Below are 6,626 nucleotides of genomic sequence, written 5' to 3' on the forward strand. Positions count from 1 at the left end.
CTACGAAAATTTTACTCATTTTATAAATACTTCCACCATCTTATTTGCATTATGAATGGTTAGATTAACTTCCATATCTATAAAAAAAGAAAAACACATCAACATATATATTATAAAAGGCTCTTTTTCAAGAGCCTTTTATACTTATTAATTTTTATTAATTATTTTGCTGCAAAAACTTTTTTGACATATCTTCCATCTGTCTGTGGAACATCTATTACAATATTCCCATTTTCAAAATATCCGATAGTTGTATTTCCATCAGCCATTTTTACAAGGAAAACAGAATTTTTTGAAGTTGCTTTGAAAACGGCAAATGGTACTGAGCTGCCAGACTTTGCCAAAATAAACTGGTTAGGATCAATCTGTATTTTCTGAAGATCCAGTTTTCCGTTCGAATAATTACTTGCCTCCGGAGTTGTTGTAGAGGCTACAGATACTACAGGATCAGGAGATGTATGTTGAACACTATTATTAGATGCAGGTAATAACGCAACGGGATTGGAGGCCGGTACTTTTATCAAAGCCTGCTTCAATGCTTCACCAAGTCCTTCTTCAAATTCTTTAATATTTGAACTCCCTTTAGATTCCAGTATCAAATTGTTATTACAATCTTTAAATTGCAATATCAGTTTATTTTTAAATATACTTTTATCATTTAGAACATCTGCTGTAACCACATTACAATAATTGGTTTTGGCTTCAGATGGCCAGTTATCTTTAATGATAGGAAGAATTATATACTTTCTTTCTGTCAGAGCTTTAAGAAAAGAGTTTTTCAATCCGTAATCTCCGCTGAAAGTCTGAAATTTTTCGGGAACTGCAACATATTTATAATCCGAAACCTTTTGTGCAAAAGCTATTGTTGAACAAACAGCCATCACCAATATTGATAACTTTTTCATTTTTATAATTTTAATCGTTTCTAAATGCTCCCATATCCAGTTTTAATGAGAAGAAGTTGGAATAGAAATTAGATCCACCAATTCCTGAATTCGTAATTGCATAATCCAGTGTAAGTCCTCTATATCTGATTCCAAGACCTGCACTCGGCTGGAAAGAAACTTTTCTTTTAAGGTCTTCTATATCTGTAATAGACTGGAATCTATTGATCCCCAATCTTACAAAAATCATTTTCTGATATCCCAATTCAGCTCCTGCATAGGGACTGATACTTGCAAAATCTGTTGAAATTAATGATGCAGTTTTAGCAAAATCAACATTAATACCTGCTTCCGGTAACACATACACACTGCTATTGATTTCGAATAATTTGCTGGCACCTACATTCAGCTTAGGCATTGTAAGTTCCAGTTTATCTTTAGGAGCAGGGTTAAATTCTTCCCCGTTTACAACAGTAGAAAGTTCTTTCTGATTAATCGTCCAGAAGTTTACAGTAGTCGTAATATCTCTCACCATACCTCCGAATTTCCATCCGTTATCTGCCTTATAAATTGCCCCCACATCGAAACCAAAACCATAGCCATTCGCAAATTTACCTACATTTCTGTAAACAATTTTAGCATTCACCCCAACATCCAATTTTGGATTTCCTCCCGGTCTGAAAGCATATGAAAGAATAGCAGCATAATCGGATTGGGAAAACTTGGTAATTTTATCATAATCGATATTCCCTTCAGAATCGATCATTTGGGTAGTATTCAAAATATTATCTACTCCAAGCCTTACTACCGAAACTCCAAAAACACCTTCTTCAAGTACTTTTGCATAGGCCAGATAGTCATATTTTGCAATGGATTCAAAGTATTCCGCATGCATTGCAGCTCCTTGCCAATCTCTTTCGATTGACATTAAACCTGCAGGGTTCCACATAGGAGAATATACGTCATCCTGATTGGTAATTACTGCTCCTCCCATGGCAAGTCCTCTTGCTCCGGCTCCGATATTTAAGAATTCATTGGAATATTTCCTGATAATCTGAGATTGAGAAAGCCCAAACAGCAGTAAAAATGCAAGTAAAAAATATTTTTTCATCATATAAATTTGATGCTTAGTTTAAGTTTTTAGTTTTTCTGGCTTTTATTAATCCATTTGCAATGATTGCCAGTATCATAACACCTGACGCAATATAAAATATAGGACTCATATGTTCTGATTCCCCAAAGATAAAAAAAGCTAGTATAATTCCGTAGACTGGTTCTAAATTAACTGTTAAAATTAAAGTAAAAGGTGATATATATTTCATTAAATTCACCGATTCCAGCATTGGAAAAGCAGTAAAAACACTGGCTAACAAGCATATTAACGCCAGATCTCTGTAGTTTATTTCATTCATTTGAAAAATTTGCCCTGAAAGCAAATAAAATAACATTAAAATGAACCAACCACAGAAGATTTCATAAAAAATAATGTTCCCCGAACTTGTTTTCCCAAACATCTTACCATTAAAAACAGAAAAAATAGTCCCGAATATGGCACACAGAATTCCATAAATAATACCTTCTTTAAAATGAAATTCTGTCTTAAAGATCAATAGTATACAGGCCACAATAACAGTTCCCATGATTACTTCAGATGCATCAATTTTCCTTTTGAAAATAATAGGCTCCAAAATTGAGGCAAAAAGAGTAGATAAAGAAAGGCAGCTTAGCGCAATAGAAACATTGGAAACTTTAATAGAGTAAAAAAAGCAGTACCAATGGAGTGCCATCGCAAAACCTATTGCTGCCAGTTGAAAAAATATTTTTTTGGAAACCTTTATGCTCTCCTTTTTAAAAATCCTGATGAATACGTAAAGAAAAATAGAGGCAAACAACATTCTGTAAAATACAAGAATCTGAGCATTGGCCTGAATCAATTTTCCCAAAATTGCAGTGAACCCCCATAAAAAAACTATTAAATGCAACCTGAAAAGTGCCAATTTATGCATAACCTATCCCCTTTTTATTTTAACGTGCAAATTTACAAATACGCTTTTATAAATCTTATAAAAAAAGATAAATTTACAGTAATAAAAAGATAATAAATAAAGTTTTTAATAGCTTTACTCTTAATTCAGAACACTTTCTATTAATTTAATAAAAAGATCAACCAACTAATTATGATATTAAGCCCGGGCATTGAAATCAAAACAAAACATCTGACTTTAAGTCCTGTTGAAGACTTACATATAGATGATATTCTAGAGCATTTCACAAATGATGTCACCAGATATATGCCTTTTAACCCGCAAGGGAATAGACAGGATATAATCAACTTTGTTGACGAATCAAAAAGAACTTTGTCACAAAATACAGATCTGGTAATGGTGGCTCTGGATTCCGATAAAGATTTTGTGGGCTGTTGCGGCATTCATAATATAACAGAGGAATCTGTTGAGCTTGGATTATGGTTAAAAAAGAACTCTCAAGGAAAAGGATTAGGAACTGAAATCATAACGACCCTCATAGAATTCCTGGAAAAGAATTTTACCTTTGAGTATATTTTGTATCCTGTGGATGAAGAAAATATAGCCAGCAAAAAAATTCCGGAGAAACTAGGCTTCATTACTGCAAAAAAATACAAAAAATATAAAAATGATACCACTGATCTCAATATTGTAGAATATAGAAAATATTACTAGTGTTTACAGTTTGATCATAAAAAAACCCTGAAAATGTGTTAAACTTTCAGGGCCTTCAAATAATAAACTATTAAAAAAATAAACTAGGAACAGAGTAATTTTCAGAGGTTATCACCCTCCATTACTCTTATGTAAAGTTAGAAAAAATATAAATTATTTGAAAATATTTTTTAGTTAAAAATTTCACAAATTACTAAAAACCAAATAATTAAACATCTGTTTTACTTCCAATTCGTATTCCTCATAAAAATAGTATCTTTAAGCGTAAAAAATTGAAAATTTTATGGACATCGAATTCAATAAACGAGAAGATCAGAACAGATTAAAATTATCTGAAATAAATCGCATACTCACTGAGATCAAAAAAGGAGGTGGTGAGAAGAGGCTTCAAAAGCTTCGTGATGAAGGAAAAATGACAGCAAGAGAAAGAATAGATTATCTTCTCGATAAAAATTCAGATTCCATAGAAGTGGGTGCATTTGCAGGATATGAAATGTATCAGGAACATGGAGGATGTCCTAGCGGAGGTGTAGTAGTAGTTATTGGCTACGTTTCCGGAAGACAATGTATTGTAGTTGCTAATGATGCCTCAGTAAAAGCTGGTGCATGGTTCCCTATCACAGGAAAGAAAAACCTGAGAGCACAGGAAATTGCCATGGAAAACAAACTTCCTATTATTTATCTGGTAGACTCTGCAGGTGTTTACCTTCCTATGCAGGATGAGATCTTTCCTGATAAAGAACATTTTGGACGAATTTTCAGAAATAATGCTAAAATGAGTTCTATGGGTATCATCCAGATCTCTGCCGTTATGGGGAGTTGTGTAGCTGGAGGAGCTTATCTTCCCATTATGAGCGACGAGGCTATGATTGTGGATAAAACAGGTTCTATTTTCCTTGCCGGAAGCTATCTTGTAAAAGCAGCTATCGGAGAAAGTATCGATAACGAAACATTAGGCGGAGCTACCACTCACTGCTCTATTTCAGGTGTAACAGATTATAAAGCTAAAGATGATAAAGATGCTTTGAACAGAATCAAAAACATCATGAAATCTATTGGAAGTACTGAAAAAGCAGGCTTTGACAGAATAGAAGGTTTTCCACCAAAAGAAAACCCGGAAAATATATTCGGAATTATGCCGGTTTCAAGAGCTGAACAATATGATACTTACGAAATTATCAAGTGTATTGTGGATAACTCCGAATATGAAGAATATAAGCCAGACTACGGTAAAAGTATTATCTGTGCAACGGCAAGAGTTGATGGCTGGTCTGTAGGAATTGTAGCCAATCAGAGAAAGCTCGTTAAAAGTGGAAAAGGAGAAATGCAGTTTGGAGGAGTAATCTACTCTGATTCTGCAGACAAAGCTACCCGATTCATTGCCAACTGTAACCAAAGAAAGATACCTTTAATCTTCTTACAGGATGTTACCGGATTTATGGTAGGCTCCAAATCAGAACATGGAGGAATTATCAAAGATGGAGCTAAAATGGTAAATGCAGTTTCCAATTCTGTTGTACCTAAGTTCACGATTATTACGGGTAACTCTTATGGAGCAGGTAATTATGCAATGTGTGGAAAAGCTTATGATCCGAGATTAATTGTGGCATGGCCATGGGCTGACTTAGCAGTAATGGGAGGTGCACAAGCTGCAAAAGTATTAGCTCAGATTCAGGAATCAACATTGAAGAAACAAGGAAAAGAAATTTCGGAAGAAGAGCACAATGAAATTCTGGATACGATTTCTAAAAAATATCAGAAACAAACTGAATCTACTTATGCAGCTGCAAGATTATGGACAGATGCCATCATTAATCCTGCAGATACCAGAAAATGGATTTCTATGGGAATTGAAGCTGCTAATAATGCTCCTATCACTGAGAAATTCAACTTAGGTGTAATACAGGTATGATGATTCCTAAATAAGAAAATAAACGCGGCTATCTCAGTTTGGGATAGCCGCGTTCTTATTATTTAAAAGTCTTAATTATAATTTAAGACAGATATTCTTCTTTACAAAATTCGACAGGATTTCCAAGTCTGATGCAGCATTGATACTTAGTCATGCAAATTCCATTTGGCCAGCCTGGAGGATAGCACATTCCAAATGCAGGATCATCAGGACATGTAGGTCCTCCACTTCCTTTTAATGATTTTAAACTCTCTCTTGAAATCTTCACTAGATTTTTCATAGTTATTTTAGTTTTAGTTGTTTCCTACTCTATTTAAGCTTTTCGGATAACGCTTCACTAAAATATCAATTTTTCCACATATGGTGAAATTTAATGCATGATATTGACCTTATGTAATTTATTCTTTTCCGTTAGGTGCTATAGATTGAATGGAGAAGCCATTATTTCAGATGTGTCATTCCCTAAGAATCAAGGGTAATGTATGAGAGGTTTAAAGGAAGTAAGATGGCAGGATAATGTGTAAGTTTTTTAGCAGAGCTGAGTCGAAGCATCTTAATTAAGAAAAAATTATATTTCTGTTATTTTAATTCTACCGAAGAACTTTGTTTAGACTCCTACGGAGTGACAGGATTTGGCTGGAATAAAGAATAGTATTGAAGGCAAAGACCAATTGTTAGTTAAAGAATAGAAAAAAGAGGGCTGGAAGCAGGAAGCAGGAAGCTGGAGGCATAAAGACAACGGAGATTAGTCATAGTGACTTATTATCTATTACTCATTACTCATTACTCATTGCTCATTGCTGATTACTTATGTGTCTGTTGATGTAGGTATACAACAAAAAAAACCTTTATCGTAAAGATAAAGGTTTTTTAAAAATAAAATAAAAACTGGCGGCGGCCTACTCTCCCGCGTTAGCAGTACCATCGGCGCTGGTGGGCTTAACTTCTGTGTTCGGAATGGGAACAGGTGAGCCCCACCGCTAAAACCACCCTAAAGGTTGTATATAGCTTTAAGCATTAGGACTGAAGCCTGAAGCTTATTGCGTTTTTAAGCGATAAAAACTTTCACAAAGACAAAACCTTCACTGCGCATAAAGCACTTGGTTTATTAGTAACCATAGACTATAAATC

6 protein-coding genes and 1 rRNA gene are annotated in these 6,626 nt (G+C 34.3%); 2 read left to right on the forward strand and 5 right to left on the reverse strand.

Annotated elements, in window-relative coordinates; genetic code table 11:
• Window positions 1-161 precede the first annotated feature (161 nt).
• From REB14_RS07745 to REB14_RS07755, 3 genes are read right to left on the reverse strand one after another with little or no spacing between them, the layout of a single operon-like run.
• Window positions 162-905: a hypothetical protein gene (locus REB14_RS07745; protein ID WP_309521904.1), complete on the reverse strand. Its 744-nt coding sequence runs from the start codon at window positions 903-905 to the stop codon at window positions 162-164.
• A 10-nt stretch (window positions 906-915) separates the two neighbouring features.
• Complete coding sequence (locus tag REB14_RS07750) at window positions 916-1,998, reverse strand: putative type IX sorting system protein PorV2 (protein WP_079240393.1); 1,083 nt, start codon at window positions 1,996-1,998, stop codon at window positions 916-918.
• Between the two features lie 13 nt (window positions 1,999-2,011).
• Entirely contained in the window at window positions 2,012-2,890 is an 879-nt protein-coding gene (locus REB14_RS07755) for a DMT family transporter (protein WP_309521905.1), read from the reverse strand.
• Between the two features lie 171 nt (window positions 2,891-3,061).
• Between REB14_RS07755 and REB14_RS07760 the strand changes: the two genes are divergently transcribed.
• Together REB14_RS07760 and REB14_RS07765 are read left to right on the forward strand one after the other, a co-directional pair.
• Window positions 3,062-3,583 carry a GNAT family N-acetyltransferase gene (locus REB14_RS07760; RefSeq protein WP_309521906.1) on the forward strand — a complete coding sequence of 174 codons (522 nt, stop codon included), beginning with the start codon at window positions 3,062-3,064 and terminating at the stop codon, window positions 3,581-3,583.
• Window positions 3,584-3,866: 283 nt separating this feature from the next.
• Window positions 3,867-5,495 (forward strand): acyl-CoA carboxylase subunit beta, encoded by a 1,629-nt coding sequence (locus tag REB14_RS07765; RefSeq protein ID WP_309521907.1) that lies wholly within the window; start codon window positions 3,867-3,869, stop codon window positions 5,493-5,495.
• Between the two features lie 82 nt (window positions 5,496-5,577).
• Here the strand turns inward: REB14_RS07765 and REB14_RS07770 are convergent, their stop codons facing one another.
• Both REB14_RS07770 and rrf read right to left on the reverse strand, forming a co-directional pair.
• A complete protein-coding gene (locus REB14_RS07770; RefSeq protein ID WP_079240389.1) occupies window positions 5,578-5,775 on the reverse strand; it encodes a hypothetical protein in 198 nt (65 codons plus the stop codon).
• A gap of 606 nt (window positions 5,776-6,381) precedes the next feature.
• Window positions 6,382-6,489: ribosomal RNA gene (rrf, locus tag REB14_RS07775) — 5S ribosomal RNA — on the reverse strand.
• Window positions 6,490-6,626 lie beyond the last annotated feature (137 nt).

The sequence above is a fragment of the Chryseobacterium metallicongregator genome (assembly GCF_031324065.1).
Taxonomy (GTDB): domain Bacteria; phylum Bacteroidota; class Bacteroidia; order Flavobacteriales; family Weeksellaceae; genus Chryseobacterium; species Chryseobacterium metallicongregator.